This window comes from Variovorax gossypii (assembly GCF_003965815.1).
Classification (GTDB): Bacteria; Pseudomonadota; Gammaproteobacteria; order Burkholderiales; family Burkholderiaceae_C; genus Variovorax; species Variovorax gossypii.
Map to the genome: position 1 here is coordinate 26221 of NZ_RXOE01000002.1, position 17145 is coordinate 43365.

Here is a 17145-nt window from a genome sequence, read left to right on the forward strand (position 1 = left end):
GTTCCTCGGCTGCGTGAGATGAGACGCGGTATGGCCTTGGCGTAGAGCGACCAATGTCTGCAAGAGACTTGCTTGAGGCGCGGCATAGGCGTTGTCCTCCATCGCTGCGCAGATGGCACAGGAAATCGAATGAAGCCTTTGAGGAAAACGTATGGCGCTGTGGTTAATACGAGCAGGCAAGTACGGGCAACATGAGCAGCGATTCTTCAACGACAGTCGCTGCTATCTGACATGGGATGGCACCGAAGATATCGGCCTTTCGACTGTCAAGGATTTCGAGGGCGTCAAGGCTTTGCTGGCAACGCTTTACCCCGACGAGAAGCCAAAAACGCGGATCAACTGGGCGAGCCAGATTGCCCCGTTTGTGTTCGAGGTGAAGAAGGGCGACTGGGTTGTGTTGCCGCGCAAGCACACTTCGGCGCTGGCGTTTGCCGAGGTGCTTGAAGGCTACTCCTTCAATCCTACGGCCGAGTCCACGTATCGGCATAGTGTCAAGGTCAAGTGGCTGAACATTAATGTGCCTCGCACGGCCTTCGGCCAAGACCTCCTGTACTCCTTCGGGGCCTTCATGACCGTCTGCAGGATGTCGAAGAACGACGCCGAGGCCAAGGTCAGAGCAATGGAAAGAGCTGGCTGGAAATCTATGAGCGACGGCGCGGTCCTGGTTCCCCGGAACAAAAGCCCTTTAGAAGAGTATGCCGAGCCAGGCGATGAACGTTTCGACGTCGAGCAGTCGGCCCGCGATCAAATCACCAAAGTCTTGCAAGCTCGATTCAAGGGGCACGGCATGGCACAGCTTGTAGGGGCCATCCTTCGGGCTCAGGGATTTAAGACACACGTCAGCCCGCCGGGGCCAGACGGCGGGATCGACATACTGGCTGCACCTGGCACGTTTGGTTTCGCAGAACCCCGTATCTGCGTGCAAGTGAAGTCGCAGCAGAGCCCTGTTGAGCGGGCGGTTTTAGACGCCTTAGGGGGTGTCATGAAAAAGGTCAGTGCTACGCACGGCCTGCTAGTTTGCTGGGGTGGTTTTAAAAGCGGCGTAGACAGAGAGGAAGCTCAGCAGTTCTTTCATGTGAGGTTGTGGGACGCCGACGATCTGATTGATGAGTTGTTGGCGGTCTACGACAAACTAGATGCTGATATTCGTGCACTGTTGCCTTTGAAACGGGTTTGGACGCTCGCCGCCCCCGAGGATGTGTAAAAGGGAGTTGGATTCTTCAAGGCGCTGCGCCAGATAGTTGCAGCACAGGCCGTAGAGCGCTTGTCGCACCAAGTAATTTGAATAGCTACGTTTGAGGAACAGGCAATGACCAAGTCACCCCCGCCCTCGGAAAAGTCTGCTGGCCACCCAAAGAATGAATTGCCCAGTTGGGCTGTTCTGATAGGCGCAATTACGTTGGGCATAGCCCTGTGGTTGGGTTGGATGTACTGGGGGATGAGGCTAACTCATGCCAAGGTGGCTGACTACGCAGACGGATATGTGAGTGTGAAACGGAAAGAAGCGCCGAAGCAGAGCGAGGGGGGCGCTGCGCAGCCGGCTATCGATCGCGCGGCGGTGATGGCGGAGGTTGGTCAAACTGGTGATGCGTTTGGGGGAGCAAACGCATTGTTCGCGTCGGTGGCTGGAGCTCTGGTACTGTGGGCAGGGGTTCTTCAGAGCCGTTCTCTGAAGGAGGCCCAAAAGGCGACTAGGTTGGCCGCGCAAGCTTATGAGGACGAGCGCGCGTTCAATAAAAAAGAGCAGTTCTCATCCACTTTTTTCCAGATGCTTACCTTGAGTCGCCAGTTGGTGGAGCGAATAGATGTGCCCAAAAGCGATGGTGCGAGAGAAGAACGTAGGCAAGGGGCGGCGGCGCTTGACAGTCTTGCCCGGACTCTCGTCAACAGGCTCGATGACAATGGAATTGCTACGCAAACGGTAGGCCAACAAGCACGTGAAATTGCAACAACCTATGTTGGAAGCATTTACGACAACCATCCATCTTCACTTGGGCCGTATTTCCGCTTGTTGTTCCAGACTTTCAAGTTTGTGGCGGACGCCGAAATGGAGGAAAGTGAAAGAATCAGATTTGCGAATATCGCACGCGGGCAAATGAGTGAGGGCACCGTAATGCTGCTTGCCGCAAATGGTCTGACTGAGCGTGGTCATCGATTTATTCCACTAATTGAAAGGTTTGGCCTGCTTGAGCACCTTCATAGCGGCTATCGGAATAAGTACAAACCGGCGCTACTTGAAGGCTATCGCCGCCGGGCCTTTTTAGGGAGTAAGGAGCGAGAACAGCATGCTCTTGAAACGACGCCGCTCTGCTCTGCTCACTACTTCATTGCCTGGGAACAAATGGAGCGGCAGTGACATTGTGTTTTGGTACGCAAATAAGGTACACTTTTGTCCTTTCTATCAGTAAAAAATCCAATCAAATCAACGGTCTAGAGAGACTGAAGGCGTGTCGGTGGTTCGATTCCGCCCCAGGCCACCATCCTTCTTTCTCGGTAGAACCCAAGACAGCTTAAAAGTCCTTGTACATCAAGGACTTAGCCTGAAAAGGCGGCTCAGGCGGCATCATCCGATCTCACATAGTCCTGTTCTTGCGTGTACCCCACGGTGTACCCCAGACTGCTTTTCAACCGCAGTCGATTTTGGGTACACCATGGGGCAACTCAACGAACTTCAGATCAGGGCGGCAGCGCCGCGTGACAGGGAATATTTGCTGGCGGACGGCGAGGGCCTTTACCTTCGCGTGCGACCGACCGGCAAAGTGTGGGTCTATCGTTACAAGCGGCTCGGCAAAGAAGCCAAGCTCAGTATCGGTCACTACCCGGCGGTGACACTCGCGACGGCGCGCCGGAAAGCGCGCCTCGAAGCCGAGAAGCGCGCCGATGGTGTCGATCCCCGGGAGGCCCGGCGCGTAGAGGTCGAGCGTGCTCGTGTCGCACGCCTCAATACCTTCGAACTGACCGCCCGGGCCTGGCATGTGCAGGCGTGGAAAGACCGCGAGTGGTCGGCCGGCTATGCCGGAAAAGTTATGCGCCACCTAGAACTGCACGTCTTTCCCTGGATCGGTGCGCTCGCCATCGAGGCCATCTTGCCGACCGAGGTGGTCCGATGTCTGCACCGCATCAAGGAGCGCGGCAATCTGGAGACGGCGCAGCGAGTGCGCGAAGCGGTGCAGCATGTGTTCCAGTACGCTGTCGACGTGGGCGCGCTAGATCCGGCTCGGAACTTCGTGAACGGTCGCACGGGCGGCCTGCCGCCACCTCGCACTCGACACTATGCGGCCATCACGGATCCGCAGAAGCTCGGCCAGTTGCTTCGTGACATGCGCGCGTACAACGGCAATGTCATCACGCGTGCGGCCTTGCAGCTATCGCCCTTGTTGTTCCAGCGGCCTGGTCAGCTGCGCTTGGCGCATTGGGAAGATGTAGATCTCAATCAGGCGCTTTGGCGTTGCCCACCCGAGAAGATGAAGTTGAGGGAGTGGAAGAAGCGAGACGTACGCACGCCGGCACACCTCGTGCCGCTGCCGACCCAGGCGGTCGAAATTCTGCGCGATATCCATCCGCTGACCGGTCCTAGCGGGCCGATCTTCCGCAGCATGTCGAAGCGTTCCGAGAAGACGCGGTACATGAGCGACAACACCATCAACAGTGCGCTGCGTACATTGGGCTATGACACGAAAGAGCAGATCACGGGCCACGGGTTTCGCGCCACGGCCCGGACGCTGATCCGCGAACTGTTGGGGTGGGATCGTGAGGTAATCGAGCGGCATTTGGCACACGGCTCCGATGAGGAGTTGGGAAGCGCCTATGACCGCACCACTTTTCTGAATCAACGGCGCCAGATGATTCAGTTGTGGGCGGATCTGCTTGATGACCTGGCTGCGGACAGCGCGTTGGCGATGCCTGTTTGCACGGAGTTTGCGACGGTAAGGGCGAGCGAGATGGGCGTGGAGGAGGCGGGCTCTTTCCACCGCACTGCTCAGCTCGAAGTTTGATTCGAAAGCGATGCTGACGCGCTGCAGTGGCATACCTTTGCCGGATCTCGATCGGGGGGCGTTCGTCGCGAGAAAAGTCCCCTTGCTTCGAGGCAAGCGTTGCAACCTGCCGATCGAATATGCCAAGTATTCTGGTCTACACCACCGAGCTTCTTGATGTTGGCTGGCGGTATGGCAAGCAACTAATTGAGCGACCTCTCATTGAACCTAATTTCTGTCTAGGATTTGGCTTTCAGAACCCGTGCCGATGCGTTCGTTCTTCCTCGCACTGCCGATTCGCCGGACAGCGTCTTGCGAATCTCCTCGTCGGCTGAACCAAAAGCATGTCTCGAAGTGGAGGAACGCCAAGCATCGAGCGCAATAGACCAGCACGGTCGACCTGTACGTGATGTCGACGATCGGCGAACTGCGGGTACAGGACGTCGAGCTATCGCGTGTGCCGACGGTGCTGGAGGCGATCTGAATCATGAAGACCGAAACCGTCTAGCGGCCACGTGATCGCAACGAAGCTGTTCTGGAGTGGGCTCTGGTACGCGGCTATCGGGAAGGCGCGAACGCGGCGCGCTGGCGCGGCCACGTCGACCAGATAATGGGCCGTCCGCGAAAGCTCAAGAAGGTGACGCACCACCCTGTGCGACCGTCGACCAAGCGGGCGCGTTCATGGTTGACTTGCGCGGCGTGGAGGGATGCAGTGCCCTGGCGTTGGACCAGGCCGTGCTGCCGGGCGAAGTGCGCGGCCGGTGGGCCGAAATCGACCTCGATGCGCAGCTGTGAATCATCCCTGTCGAGCTCATGAAAGCGAAGAAGGAGCACAGCGTACCGCTGTCTAAGCAAGCAATCCAGCTGATGGAGGCACTGGATCGGATCGAGGGCTCGGGCCTCGTACTCCCCGGCCGCAAGCCGCTACAGTCGCTCAGCGAGATCAGTCTGACGACGTGCATGCGCCGCATGACAAGCACGTCACACGGGCAGGTCGTTGGTGCCTCACGGCTGCCGCAGCACGTTGGGAACTGGGGCGGAGCTCGTAGGGAGGCACTCCAACACTGGCTCACTTCTTCTTCAGCGCGGACACGCAGGGGTTAAGACGTGCCAGTGTCGCGCTTTTTTCGGGGCCAAGGCGCGGCGCACGGACTTCTGCCATGCCTGCGGGGCAGGGCAGGGGCTGGTGGTCGACCGCATCGGGGCCGTGGCGGGCTACCGGTATGAGCTCCTGGGGCACTCGCTGTCGCGCGAACGGTTCGTTGAGCCCTATCTCGTCACATTGTTGCCGGAGGCTCGCTGCCGCTGCACGCCGTGCGAGGCACCCGGCTACCACTTCCAGGCCTGAACTGAAGAGGGGCCGGCCGCGGGAAGCGGCTGTCGACAGCCCTACTTGAACTCGTCCACTGTCAGGCCCAGCTTGCGCACTTTGTCGTGCAGCGTCTGGCGCGCGATGCCCAGCGCCGCGGCGGTGGCCGGCTGGTCGCCGCGCTGGCGTCGGAGCTCCTCGACGATCACGGCGCGCTCGAACGACTCCACCTGCTGCGGCAGCCCGCGGGGCAAGGCTGGCACGCCCTGCGCGCCACCACCGGCGCCGCCGTGCGTCTGCGTGAGGCGCTCGCCGAGCAGGCCCAGCACGAAGCGGTCGGCCACGTTGCGCAGCTCGCGCACGTTGCCGGGCCAGGCGTAGGCCATCAGGTCGGCCAGCTGCGCGTTGCTCAGGAGCGGCGCGGGCCGGTCGTAGCGGCTTGCGGCCTGCAGCGTGAAGTGCTCGAACAGCAGCGGAATATCCTCGCGCCGCTCGCGCAGCGGCGGCAGCTCGATGAAGGCCACGCCCAGGCGGTAGTACAGGTCGGCCCTGAACTTCTGCTGGTCGCTCATGGCCTTCAGGTCGTCCTTGCTCGCGGCCACCACGCGGCAGTCGAAGGGAATGGTCTTGTTGGAGCCGATGCGCTCGATGCTGCGCTCCTGCAGCGCGCGCAGCAGCTTGATCTGCACCGCCATCGGCATGCTCTCGATCTCGTCGAGGAACAGCGTGCCGCCGCTGGCGTACTCGAACTTGCCCACGCGCATGCGGCTGGCGCCGGTGAAGGCGCCGGCCTCGTGGCCGAAGAGCTCGCTCTCGGCCAGCGACTCGGGCAGGCCGCCGCAGTTCAGCGGCACGAAATGCTGGCGCCGGCGCGCGCTGTGGTCGTGCAGGCAGCGCGCGACCAGCTCCTTGCCGGTGCCGGTCTCGCCGTACACCAGCACGTCGGCCGATGTCTCGGCCAGCGTCTTCACGGTCTGGCGCACCTGCTGCATCTGGGCCGAACGGCCGATGAGCACCGACTGGATGCCCTGCCAGTTCTCCAGCGCGTCGCGCAGCGCGCGCACCTGCAGGCTGAGCTGCCGGCGCTCGATGGCGTGGCGCACGATGGCCACCAGCCGCTCGGAGCTGAAGGGCTTCTCGATGAAGTCGTAGGCGCCCTCGCGCATGGCCTGCACGGCCATCGCGATGTGGCCGTGGCCGGTGACGAGGATCACCGGCAGCTCGGGGTCGACGCCGCGCAGCTCGGGCAGCCACTCGGTGCCGCTCAGGCCCGGCAGGCGCACGTCGCTGATGACGACGGCGGGCACGCCGAACGAGATGTGCGGGCGCGCGCGCTCGGCGCTGGGAAAGGACTCGACTTCGAAACCGGCCAGGGTCAGCACCTGGGTGGTGCTGACGCGGACGTCTTCGTCGTCCTCGATCAGCATCACCCGGATGGCAGGGGCTTCGCTCACTTGGGGATCACTCCTGTTGTGCAATGGAAAGGGCGTCGGGAACCGGCGGGTTGCTGCTGCTGTCGTGCATCACGGCGATGGCCGCCGGCAGGTCGATGACGAAGCAGGCCCCGCCGCTGTCCAGGTTGGCCGCGCGCAGCGTGCCGTCCATGGACCGCACCAATTGTGCCGAGATCACGAGACCCAGTCCCAGCCCCGAGCCGGCGGCCTTGCCGGTGACGAAGGGTTCGAACAGGCGCTGCAGGATGTCGGGGCGGATGCCCGGGCCGGTGTCGGTCACCGACAGCACCACGCGGCCCTCCTTCGGCCGCGCCTGAAGGCGCAGCGTGCGCGCCGGCGCGTCCTGCATGGCGTCGATGGCGTTGCGCATCAGGTTGGCGAGCACGCTGCCCAGCGCGGCCTCCTCGGCCATGACGCTCAACGCGGGCGGCTGCACGTCGACCTCGATGGCGACGCGCTGCTTCCTCGAAGCCTCGGCAACGATCACCTGCGCGTCGGCGATCGCGTGCGACAGCAGCACGGGCGCCAGCGGCAGCTCGCTCTTGTAGGCGAAGGTGCGCAGCTGCGAGGTCAGGCGGGCGAGCCGGTCGACCATGCCGCGGATGCGCTCGAGGTTGCCGCGCACGTCGTCGAGGCGGTTCTTGTCGAGCAGGATCGCGGCGCTTTCCGACAGCGTGCGCATCGCCGTGAGCGGCTGGTTGAGCTCGTGCACCACGCCCGCCGACATCTGCCCCAGCGCGGCCATCTTGCCGGCATGCACCAGCTCGCCCTGCGCGGCGCGAAGCTGCGCGGTGCGCGCCGCCACGGTCGATTCGAGCGTGTCGTGCGCCGCCTGCAGCGCGGCCTGGTTGGCCAGCTTCTGGCGCACCGCGCGACGGCGCTGCCACAGCGCCACGGCCACCAGCAGCAGCACCGTCATCGCAAGGCTGGCGGTGATGGCGGCGTTGCGCGCCGCCACATGCAACGGCGCGAGGTTGTCGAGCACCACCAGCTGCCATGGAGCGCCGCGCAGGGTGCGGGCGGAGGCGAGCTGGTCGACGCCGTCGAGCGAGATCACCTGCACGTCGCGGTCCAGCGCTTCCTTCTGCGTCCATTGCAGCGGCTGGAGCGCGGCCTCGCCATAGGGACGTGAGCGCAGCACCTCGGCGCGCTGCAGGGCATCGAGCGGCAGCAGCGGCCTGAACTTGATGTCGTCGCGCGTGGAAAGGATGACCACGCCGCGCTGGTCGATCAGCGCCACGTCGCCCGGCAGCTTGCGCCACGCGCGCTCGGCCTCCTCCAGGTTGATCTTCACGGCCACCACGCCGCGCGAGGTCTGGCCGCGGCGCAAGGCATAAGAAAGGTAATAACCCGGCTTCTTGCTGGTGATGCCCACGCCGTAGAAGCGGCCCCGGCCCTGCCCCAGCGCGTCGATCACGTAGGGCCGGAACGAGAGGTCCTGGCCCACGGTGGTGCCGGGCTTGTCCCAGTCGGACGCGGCCAGCGAGGTGCCGGAGGCGTCGAGCACGTAGAGCATCTCGGCCCCCGCCGCGGCATTGACGCCGTCGAGATAGCGGTTGACCGAGTCGCGCAGCCGCGTGTCCGCCGGCGTGCCGAGCAGCGCCGGCACGAGGGGCGTCATCTCCAGCAGCGCGGGCAGGTAGTCGAAGCGGGCCAGGTCGGCGTCGAGGCCGGTCGCGAGCATGTCGAGCCGGTGGTCGGCCGCCTCGCGCAGGCGCGCCAGGCCAGTCTGCATGGCGACCTGGTGACCGGCGAAGGCGGCCACGGCCACCAGGGCCAGCGCCCCGCCCCATCGGGGCAGGCCGCGCCATCCTCTTGTCGCCTGGTCGGAAGTTGAATCGAAACGCCGGGCCGGCTCCCTTGAATTCATGGGCCCGTTATTGCACAAGGCCGGGCCGCCCGCATTAGTGGCAGCCCGATGGCCCCGCGGCGGGGCCGGAGGGAGGATCAGGAAGCCTGCCGCGCGGAGCTGACGGGCATGTGCGTCTCGGCGGCGTCGAGCACGAGTTCGGGCTCGTTGGCCTCGGCCGGGCTTTCCTGGTTCAGGTGCTGGTTCATGCGCACGGTGTCGAGGTCGCCGGTCCACTTGGCGACCACGATGGTGGCCACGCCGTTGCCGATCAGGTTGGTCAGCGCGCGGGCTTCAGACATGAAGCGGTCGATGCCCAGGATCAGCGCCAGGCCCGCCACCGGCACATGGCCCACCGCCGACAGCGTGGCCGCCAGCACGATGAAGCCGCTGCCCGTGACACCGGCCGCGCCCTTCGAGGTGAGCAGCAGCACCGCCAGCAGCGTGAGCTGCTGCGTGAGCGTCATGTCGGTGTTGGTGGCCTGCGCGATGAACACCGCCGCCATCGTCAGGTAGATGGAAGTGCCGTCGAGGTTGAACGAATAGCCGGTCGGGATCACGAGGCCGACCACCGACTTCTTCGCGCCCAGGTTCTCCATCTTGGCCATCATGCGCGGCAGCACCGATTCGCTGGACGAAGTGCCCAGCACGATCAGCAGCTCTTCCTTGATGTACTTGATGAACTTCCAGATGCTGAAGCCGTGGAAGCGTGCGATGAGCCCCAGCACCACGAAGATGAACAGCAGGCAGGTGGCGTAGAAAGTGGCCATCAGCTGGCCGAGCTGCAGCAGCGAGCTCACGCCGTACTTGCCGATGGTGAAGGCCATGGCGCCGAAGGCGCCGATGGGCGCGACCTTCATGATGTAGCCCACGATCACGAAGAGCACGTGCGAGCCCTTCTCGATCACGTCGAACACCAGCGTGCCGCGGCCGCCGAAGCGGTGCAGCGCGAAGCCGAACATCACGGCGATCATCAGCACCTGCAGGATCTCGCCCTTGGCGAAGGCATCGACCACCGTGTTCGGAATGATGTTGAGCAGGAAGTCGGTGGTGCTCTGCATCTTGCCCGGGCCGGTGTAGGCCGCGATGCTCTTGGTGTCGAGCTGGGTCACGTCGACATTCATGCCCGCGCCGGGCTTGAGCACGTTGACCAGCACCAGTCCCACGATCAGCGCGATGCTGCTGACGATCTCGAAGTAGAGCAGCGCCATGCCGCCGGTCTTGCCGACCTTCTTCATGTCTTCCATGCCGGCGATGCCGACCACCACCGTGCAGAAGATGATCGGCGCGATGATCATCTTGATCAGCTTGATGAAGCCGTCGCCCAGCGGCTTCATGGAAGCGCCGGTGTCGGGATAGAAATGCCCCAGCAGCACCCCGAGCACGATGGCCGTGATGACCTGGAAGTACAGGGATTTGTAGAAGGGCTTGGGGGCGGTGGTGTGTTCCACGGGGTGACTCATCGGTTTGTCTCCAGTTCGTGGCCAGGCCCCGAATCGGAGGCGCGCGGCCGGCCGGTGGTTCAGCAATCGACATGCCACGGGCGACGCGTGCCCGAGCCGGCCTTAAGTCGTTGATTTCATGAGGTTTTTCATGACCTTGCCGAGCCTGCCCCGCCGACGATCCGGATGACGCGGACCGCGTCCGTCCGATCCCCCGGCTCGCCAACACCGGGTAAACCCTAGGCGCCGGGCGGTGTCAGACTCGGCACATGAACGACAACGCCCGGCCGGAGGCGGCCACGGAAAGCGCCTCGAAGCGCATCGCCCTCACCGTGGCTGCAGCCTTCTTCATGGAAACGCTGGACGCCACGGTCATCGTCACCGCGCTGCCGGCCATCGGGGCCGGCTTCGGCATCGGGGCGCTCGACGCCAGCCTGGGCGTCACGGTCTACCTGATCGCGATGGCTGCGCTGGTGCCGGCGGCGGGCTGGTGCGCGGGGCGTTTCGGGGCGCGGCGGGTGTTCGCGCTGGCGGTCGGCACCTTCACCCTGGCATCGCTCGCCTGCGGGCTCGCGCCGAGCTTCGAGGTGTTCGTGGCGGCGCGCGTGCTGCAGGGCGCGGCTGCGGCCTTCATGTCGCCGGTGGGCCGGCTCGTGGTGCTGCGCGAAACGCCGAAGCACCGGCTGATAGAGGCCATAGGCACCATCACCTGGCCGGGGCTCATCGCGCCGGTGATCGGTCCGCCGCTGGGAGGGCTCATCGCCACGCATGCCTCGTGGCGCTGGATCTTTTTGCTGAACGTGCCGCTGGGCCTCGTGGGCCTGTGGCTGGTGATGCGGCTCTTTCCGCGCCGGGCGGACGCGGCGCCGGTGCGCTTCGACGCGACCGGCTTCGTGCTCACCGCCATCGCGCTGGCCGCGCTGGTCGAAGGCCTCACGCGGCTGGGCGGGCCGCAGCCGGGCTCGGCCGTCACGCTCGGGCTGCTGGCGGCCGGTGTCGTGACGGCATTGGCCGCCGTGTGGCATGCGCGGCGCGTGGCGACGCCCCTGCTCGACCTGCGCGCGCTGGCGGTGCCGACCTACGCGCTGGCCACCGCCACGGCTGGCTTCGTCTCTCGCATCGCGATCAACGCCTCGCCCTTCCTGCTGCCGCTGATGTTCCAGATCGGCTTCGGCATGAGCGCCTTCCATGGGGGCTCGATGCTGCTCGTGTACATGGCCGGCAACCTCGCGATGAAGAGCGCCACCACGGCGGTGCTGCGGCGCTACGGCTTCCGCAATGTGCTCACGGTGAACGGCGCGATCTGCGCGGCCACGCTCTTCGGCTGCGGGCTGCTGTCGCCCGGCGACCCGCTGCCGCTGATGTGCGTGCTGCTGTTCGTGGCGGGCATGGCGCGCTCGATGAACTTCACCGCCATCAGCACGCTGGCATTCGCCGACGTGCCCGACGAGATACGCGCCGGCGCGAGCACGCTCGGCACGATGCTGCAGCAGGTGTCGCTCGCGCTCGGCGTGGCGCTGGGCGCGATGGTGCTCGGCGCCTCGCAGGCATTGCGCGGCGCGCCGGCGGTGGAGCTCGCGGACTTCCGGCATGCCTGGTACGTGGTCGGCCTGCTGATGGCCATTGCGACGCTGATGACGCTGCGGCTCGACCGCCAGGCGGGCATGGCGGTGTCGCGGAGGTCGTGAGAACATCCTCCGCTGCTTTCCCTGACGGAGATTTGCTTCATGCCACTTCACATCGGCATCGTCGGCTGTTCGGCCGAAGGCGCTGCGCTCTGCTATCGCACGCTGTGCGTCGAAGGCGCCGGCTACATGGGCCAGGCTCATGCGCACCCCGAGGTCTCGATGCACACGCATTCGCTCGCGGCGTACGTGGATTGCCTCGATGACAACGACATCGACGGCGTCGCGCAGCTGATGCTGTCGTCGGCGCGCAAGCTCGCCGCGGCCGGCGCCGACTTCCTGATCTGCCCCGACAACACCATCCACCAGGCGATGCATCTGGTTCTTCCGCAATCGCCGCTGCCGTGGCTGCACATCGCCGAGGTGGTCGCGGCCGAAGCCGTGTCGCGCGGCTTTCGCAGCGTGGGCGTGCTGGGCACGCACTGGCTGGTGAACAGCGAGGTCTATCCGCAGGCGCTGTCGTCGGCAGGACTGGAGGCCGTGCGGCCGGACGCCGAAGAGCGCTCGGCGATGGGCCGCATCATCATGGACGAGCTGGTGCGCGGCGTGATCAAGCCCGAGTCGACCGCGGTGCTGCAACGGATGATCGACGGCCTGAAGTCGCGCGGCTGCGATGCCGTGGTGCTGGGATGTACCGAGCTGCCGCTGGTGCTGAACGACGGCAATTCGGCGCTGCCGACGCTGGACTCGACGCGCCTGCTCGCGCGCGCGGCGCTGCGACGCGCGACGGCGGCGGGCTGAGCCTTCATCGGCATCGAACTTCCACGAGAACCAAGGAGACATTCATGCCCGACATCGCCACGATGCAGAAACTGCTGGACACGATCTTCCCCGGCCTCATGGGCGTGCGGCTGACCGAGCTCGCACCCGAGCGCGTGGTCGCGCACATGGAGGTGCGGCCCGATCTGTGCACCGCCGGCGGCATCCTCCATGGCGGCGCCTACATGGCATTCGCAGACACGCTCGGCGCGGTCGGCACCATCGTCAACCTGCCCGAGGGCAAGCGCACGACGACGACCGACTCGAGCACCAAGTTCATCGCGGGCGCGCGCGTCGGCACGACGGTCACCGGCACCAGCGTGGCACTGCATCGCGGACGCACGACGCAGGTTTGGCAGACCACCATCACCAATGCGGACGGCAAGCTGTGTGCGGTGGTCACGCAGACGCAGCTGGTGCTCGACTGAGGGGGCCTGACGGCACCGCCGTCAGGCCAGGTTGAAAGGAAGCTGGCGCAAGGGCTTGCCCGTCAATCGCGCAACGGCGTTGGCGAACGCGGGGGCCAGCGGCGGCAGGCCGGGTTCGCCCATGCCGGTGGGCGCATCGGCGCTGGGCACGATGTGGACGTCGAACTCCGGCACGTTGGTGATGCGCGCCACGGTGAAGTCACCGAAGTTGCCCTGCTGCACGACGCCGTCTTTCAACGTGATGGCGCCCCCCGACAGGCACATCGACAGCCCCATCACTGCCGCGCCCTGCACCTGCGCCTCCACGCTGCGCGGGTTGACGGCCAGGTTGCAGTGCACGCCGCCGGTGACGCGATGCAGTACCGGCTGGCCGTCCTTGACCGAGGCTTCCACCACGTAGGCCACCACGGATTCGAATGACTCGTGCACGGCGACGCCCCAGGCACGGCCGTCCGGCAGCTGCTTCTTTCCGTAGCCGCTCTTGTCCACGGCCAGTTGCAGCGCGGCGCGATGGCGCGGGTGCTTGTCGCCGAAGAGCTGCATCCGGTAGGCCACCGGGTCCTGCTTCGTGCTGCGGGCGATCTCGTCGATCAAGGTCTCCATGACGAAGGCCGTGTGGGTGGAACCCACGCTGCGCCACCACAGCACGGGCACGTTGACCTGCGGGTGATGCACCGCCAGGCGCATCGGCAGCGGATACGGGTCGCGCATGCCCTCGGTGGCCGTGGCGTCGATGCCGTCCTTCACCTGGAATTGCCCGAACACCGTGCCCGTGGTGATGGACTGGCCCACGATGACGTGGTCCCAGGCCAGGATCTTGCCGCGCTCGTCGAAGCCGATGCGCGCGCGGTGCAGGTGCATGGGGCGGTAATAGCCGCCCTTGATGTCGTCCTCGCGGCTCCACAGCAGGCGCACCGGCGCGCTCAGGCCAGCGGCGCGCGCGGCCTTGGCGATCTCGCAGGCCTCGACCACGAAGTCGCTCGTGCCCACGAAGCGCCGGCCGAAGCCGCCGCCCGCCATCTGCACATGCACCATCACCTGCTCGGGCTTGAGGTCCAGCGCACGCGCGGCGGCAGCGGCGTCCAGCCCGGCGCACTGGGTGCCGACCCACAGCTCGGCGCGCCCGTTCGACAGCTTGACGGTGCAGTTCTCCGGCTCCATGGGCGCATGGGCCAGATAGGGGAAGACGAATTCGGCCTCCAGTTGCCGGGGCGCGGTGGCCAGCGGTGTCATGTCGGCGTCGAACTTGCGCGGGCCGGGGCGACCCGCCAGTTCGCGGTACTGGGCCAGCTGCTTTTCGGTGTCGACCTTCTCGACCGCGGCCGTGTCCCACTGCAGCTTCAGTGCGTCGCGGCCCAGCTTGGCCGGCCAGTAGCCATCGGCCACCACGGCCACGCCTTCGGCGCCGCGGTCCAGCGGCACGCGCAGCACGGCCTTCACGCCCTTGACGGCACGCGCCGCACTGTCGTCCACCGAGGCCAGGCGGGCGCCGAACACCGGCGGATGCGCCACCACCGCAGTGAGCTGGCCCGGGTGCCGCACGTCGATGCCGAAGTCCTGCCGGCCGCTGCTCTTGGCGCGCGCATCCAGGCGCGTGGTGGGCCGGCCGATGAGGCGGAAGTCCTTGGGATTCTTCAGCGTGACCTTCTCGGGCACCGGCAGCGCCATCGCGGCTTCGGCCAGTTCGCCATAGCCCAGCCTGCGCCCGCCCGGGCCCAGCACCGTGCCGGCCTGCGTGCGCAGCGTGGCCGCGTCGACCTTCCAGCGCGCAGCCGCTGCCGACAGCAGCATGGCCCGGGCGCGCGCGCCCAGCTCGCGGTACTGCGTGAAGCTGTTCTTGATCGAGTTGGAGCCGCCGGTCAGGTGGATGCCGAAGAGCGGGTCGACGTAGGCCGCGTCGCTCGAGCCATTGCGGCTGCGCACCAGGGCCCAGTCGGCATCGAGCTCCTCGGCCAGGATCATCGGCAAGCCGGTCTGCACGCCCTGGCCGAATTCCAGCCGGTTGATGGTGACGGTGACTTCGCCGTTGCGTGCGATCTGCACGAAGGCCGATGGCTGTTGCGTCGGTTTGAGGGCGCCAGTCGCCGCCTGCGCTGCGCCGTCTGCCTGCGCCATCGCCAGGTGCGGAAAGGCGCCGAGCGCGAAGCCGCCGGCCCCGGCCATCTTCAGGAAACTGCGGCGAGGCAGCGTGGCGGTTTCGCCGGTGGTTTCGCCGGTCAGGCCCCGGGCCATCAGGCGCTGCATGGCGCGCGGCAGCTCGCGGTAATCGATGTCGGCGAAGTTTGCGATGTTGGGCAGCATGGCGGCTCCTTCAGGCGAGGGTCTTGGCCGCATCGGCCACGGCGGCGCGAATGCGGGCGTAGGTGCCGCAGCGGCAGATGTTGCCGACCATGGCCGAATCGATCTCGTCCGCGCTGGGCTGCTTGCCCCGGGGCAGCGACTTGAGAAACGCCGTCGCGCTCATGATCTGGCCGCTCTGGCAGTAGCCGCACTGCGCCACGTCGTGCCTGACCCATGCGGCGTGCACGGCGGCACCGACGCGGTCGCTGCCGTCGGTCGTTGCCTCGATGGTGGTGATCTTCTTGCCCTCGGCCGCGGAGATCGGCGTGATGCACGAGCGGATGGCCTGGTCGTCCAGATGCACGGTGCAGGCGCCGCACAGCGCGGCGCCGCAGCCGAACTTGGTGCCGGTCATGCCCAGCGTGTCGCGCAGGGCCCAGAGGATGGGGGTGCCGGGGTCGGCGTCGACCGTGTGTTCCCGGCCGTTGACGTGGAGCGCGCTCATGTTCGGTTCTCCGTGGGTGGATGGTTGGATCGGGTTCACTTGGCGCCGTCGAGCACCCATTGCGCGAGCGATTGCAGGTCGGCATCGGGGACCTGGGCTTGCGGCGGCATCGGCATCGCGCCCCACTTGCCCGAGCTGCCGGCCTTGATGCTTGCTGCCAGCTGTGCGGCCGTGCCCTTGCCGTCGCCGTACTTCGCGCCGATGTCCTTCCACGATGGGCCCACCACCTTGGTCGCGGGCTGGTGGCATGCGACGCACGCGTACTTCTGCGCGAGCGCCTGGCTGGCGACGGCGCGTGCCGGCCACGCGATGCTCACGCCGATGCCGAGCGCTGCGACGAGGGAGGCGGCAAGGGAGCGCCGTACGGATGCGATGCCGTTTTGCTGTTTTCTGTCGTGGGTCATTTCTGTTTCATCCTGTCGATCGGGTTGCCTGATTCGATGGCCCGCGGTCGCGACTACGCGTCCTTATGGGCGAGCGACGTGGACAGGCCGAGATGCGCGTCAGCCTGTGCAAGCAGCGCCTTGGCCTTGGCCTCGAAGGTCTGCACGGCGTCGGCGCCTGCGGCGAATCGGGCCGGGGGCTCTTCGAGTCCGGCAAGCCGCACGATGGCGTCGGCGAGCCTGGCGGGGTCGCCGCCCTGCTTGCCGCTCATGCCGCTCCAGGCGGCAACGGTCTCCCTCGTGCGCTCGGCGTAGTCGTCGATGCTCGGCTCGGCGAAAGTGGTGGAGCCGGCGGTGAGCAGTTCGGTGCGAAAGAAGCCCGGCTCCACCAGCATGGTGCGGATGCCGAACGGGGCGATCTCGGGGGCCAGCGACTCGATCCACCCTTCGACGCCGAACTTCGCCGCGGCATACGCGGTGCAGAACATGCCACCGGCAATCCCGGCGGTCGAGGAGATGGTGAGCAACAGACCCGAGCGCTGCCTGCGCATCGCCGGCAGCACGGCGCGCGCGACGCTCATCGGGCCGAATAGCAGCGTCTCGATCTGGTTGCGGACCTGCTGCGGGCTCAGTTCCTCGAAGAAGCCTGCGTAGAAGTTGCCCGCGTTGTTGACCAGGACGTCGATGCGTCCGAACCTCGCGACGGCGGCCTCCACTGCGGCCTGCGCGTCTTCGGGCCGGGTGACGTCGAGCTTGACGCTCAGCAGGTTGGCGTGATCGCCGATGGCCTCGGCGACCTTCGCCGGATCGCGGCCGGTGGCCACTACGGCATGGCCCGCGGCCAGGGCCGCCCTGGCGATGTCGGTGCCCAGCCCCCGGCCCGCGCCGGTGACGAGCCAGATTTTCCTGTCGGTCATGGGGATGTTCCTTTCGGTGACTGCCAGTGTCTGCCCGAGGCCCACCGACCCGTTTGCCGAAAGCACGCGTGTTCTTGCCTGAAACGACGGAACTGCGGCAGAAACGCGGATCGGGCGAAATGCGCGAGCTAGACTTTGTTCGGGCACCCGCGAAAGGATT

Annotated in this window: 13 protein-coding genes; 6 read left to right on the forward strand and 7 right to left on the reverse strand. The window is 65.9% G+C overall.

What is annotated here, in order from left to right; all coding sequences use genetic code 11:
• Positions 1–151 precede the first annotated feature (151 nt).
• The 3 genes from EJP69_RS07820 to EJP69_RS07830 all read left to right on the forward strand — a co-directional run bounded on the left by EJP69_RS07820 (position 152) and on the right by EJP69_RS07830 (position 3995).
• A complete protein-coding gene (locus tag EJP69_RS07820) occupies positions 152–1204 on the forward strand; it encodes a restriction endonuclease (RefSeq protein WP_126469303.1) in 1053 nt (350 codons plus the stop codon).
• Between the two features lie 105 nt (positions 1205–1309).
• Positions 1310–2356, forward strand: a complete 1047-nt coding sequence (locus EJP69_RS07825) for a putative phage abortive infection protein (RefSeq protein ID WP_126469304.1) — start codon at positions 1310–1312, stop codon at positions 2354–2356.
• Positions 2357–2651: 295 nt separating this feature from the next.
• On the forward strand, positions 2652–3995 hold the full coding sequence (locus EJP69_RS07830) for a tyrosine-type recombinase/integrase (protein ID WP_126469305.1): 1344 nt from the start codon (positions 2652–2654) through the stop codon (positions 3993–3995).
• A 1368-nt stretch (positions 3996–5363) separates the two neighbouring features.
• On the opposite strand, the gene EJP69_RS07840 is transcribed toward EJP69_RS07830, so the two are convergent.
• The 3 genes from EJP69_RS07840 to EJP69_RS07850 all read right to left on the reverse strand — a co-directional run bounded on the left by EJP69_RS07840 (position 5364) and on the right by EJP69_RS07850 (position 10049).
• Positions 5364–6737, reverse strand: a complete 1374-nt coding sequence (locus tag EJP69_RS07840; RefSeq protein WP_126469306.1) for a sigma-54-dependent transcriptional regulator — start codon at positions 6735–6737, stop codon at positions 5364–5366.
• 7 nt (positions 6738–6744) lie between these two features.
• Positions 6745–8607, reverse strand: coding sequence for a sensor histidine kinase (locus tag EJP69_RS07845; RefSeq protein WP_126469307.1), 1863 nt, complete (start codon positions 8605–8607; stop codon positions 6745–6747).
• 77 nt (positions 8608–8684) lie between these two features.
• Complete coding sequence (locus EJP69_RS07850) at positions 8685–10049, reverse strand: dicarboxylate/amino acid:cation symporter (protein ID WP_126469308.1); 1365 nt, start codon at positions 10047–10049, stop codon at positions 8685–8687.
• Between the two features lie 248 nt (positions 10050–10297).
• Here EJP69_RS07850 and EJP69_RS07855 point away from each other — a divergent pair, with 248 nt between their 5' ends.
• From EJP69_RS07855 to EJP69_RS07865, 3 genes are read left to right on the forward strand one after another with little or no spacing between them, the layout of a single operon-like run.
• Complete coding sequence (locus tag EJP69_RS07855) at positions 10298–11716, forward strand: MFS transporter (RefSeq protein WP_126469309.1); 1419 nt, start codon at positions 10298–10300, stop codon at positions 11714–11716.
• A gap of 39 nt (positions 11717–11755) precedes the next feature.
• A complete protein-coding gene (locus EJP69_RS07860) occupies positions 11756–12454 on the forward strand; it encodes an aspartate/glutamate racemase family protein (protein WP_126469310.1) in 699 nt (232 codons plus the stop codon).
• Between the two features lie 44 nt (positions 12455–12498).
• Positions 12499–12900 (forward strand): PaaI family thioesterase, encoded by a 402-nt coding sequence (locus EJP69_RS07865; RefSeq protein ID WP_126469311.1) that lies wholly within the window; start codon positions 12499–12501, stop codon positions 12898–12900.
• 21 nt (positions 12901–12921) lie between these two features.
• Here the strand turns inward: EJP69_RS07865 and EJP69_RS07870 are convergent, their stop codons facing one another.
• Genes EJP69_RS07870 through EJP69_RS07885 form a run of 4 tightly spaced genes read right to left on the reverse strand, consistent with a single transcriptional unit; the run spans position 12922 to position 16985 of the window.
• Entirely contained in the window at positions 12922–15201 is a 2280-nt protein-coding gene (locus EJP69_RS07870) for a xanthine dehydrogenase family protein molybdopterin-binding subunit (RefSeq protein ID WP_126469312.1), read from the reverse strand.
• Between the two features lie 10 nt (positions 15202–15211).
• The gene (locus EJP69_RS07875) at positions 15212–15685 is read right to left on the reverse strand and encodes a (2Fe-2S)-binding protein (protein ID WP_093207042.1); all 474 of its coding nucleotides are present in this window, start codon (positions 15683–15685) and stop codon (positions 15212–15214) included.
• Between the two features lie 35 nt (positions 15686–15720).
• A complete protein-coding gene (locus EJP69_RS07880; protein ID WP_093207045.1) occupies positions 15721–16089 on the reverse strand; it encodes a c-type cytochrome in 369 nt (122 codons plus the stop codon).
• A 53-nt stretch (positions 16090–16142) separates the two neighbouring features.
• Positions 16143–16985: an SDR family oxidoreductase gene (locus tag EJP69_RS07885; RefSeq protein WP_126469313.1), complete on the reverse strand. Its 843-nt coding sequence runs from the start codon at positions 16983–16985 to the stop codon at positions 16143–16145.
• Positions 16986–17145 lie beyond the last annotated feature (160 nt).